The sequence below is a fragment of the Phytobacter sp. V91 genome, from assembly GCF_965644225.1.
Classification (GTDB): Bacteria; Pseudomonadota; Gammaproteobacteria; order Enterobacterales; family Enterobacteriaceae; genus CBFFRJ01.
This window is the reverse complement of the sequence record NZ_CBFFRJ010000301.1, coordinates 1-652: the sequence shown is the minus strand read 5'-3', so window position 1 is coordinate 652 and position 652 is coordinate 1. Positions and strand designations below refer to the sequence as shown.

At 45.2% G+C, this 652-nt stretch carries 1 protein-coding gene and 1 pseudogene; both read right to left on the bottom strand.

From position 1 onward, the window contains the following. Positions 1-77: 77 nt before the first annotated feature. Positions 78-338, bottom strand: a complete 261-nt coding sequence (locus ACSZO4_RS25765) for a bacteriocin immunity protein (RefSeq protein WP_437891920.1) — start codon at positions 336-338, stop codon at positions 78-80. Continuing rightward, a pseudogene (locus ACSZO4_RS25760) lies at positions 338-568 on the bottom strand (colicin); the annotation flags it as partial. The gene ACSZO4_RS25765 and the pseudogene ACSZO4_RS25760, both read right to left, overlap by 1 nt. Between the last annotated feature and the right edge of the window lie 84 nt (positions 569-652).

The window sequence follows — 652 nt, the reverse complement described above, 5'->3', positions numbered from 1 at the left end:
GATTCGACACCCATATCAAAACCGGTAACTCTCAACCTTTCAAGGTCAAGTGTCAGATCAAGTCGCGACTAATACATTTAAGCTGATTTAAAACCCGGTTTGCCGTTTGCAGCACGCCAGCGTTTCACTTCTTTAACGACGCCAATAGGGCTGTCTTCGCGGTCATCCGGCGGGTAGAAAATCACGCCGTTGCCTTCGGGGTGCTCAGACAGTCGAACGAACTCGTCAATTAACACCTGATCCTCAGCTTCTGTACGTTTCGAAAAATCAAAAAGATCTGTAACAAACGCCAGAAACTCAGCTTCCGTATAATCACTGATGGTCTTTTTAACAGCCATTATTTAACTCCTTTATGCACTTCAATATGGCGTTTCGGTGTCATGATTCGAATATTGTCGACATCATAAACTTCGCCGCCTTTACTAATTAGTTTCTCATGGTGCATCTCATAGCGCTGGCGCCCACCAACTTGTTCCGAGGGGGTCGGGAATGCTGATTTACCTGCATCAATATTTCCTTGGTTACCTCTTTTGAACTGATTTCTCAATTCAGGAATCGTTGAAATAGTCTTCCATACTGAACCGCCCCGGTTTTCCTGGAGAGTATTTTAGTTGGGAACTCAGGCTGCCAGATCCTTATTCCCGATGGAAGC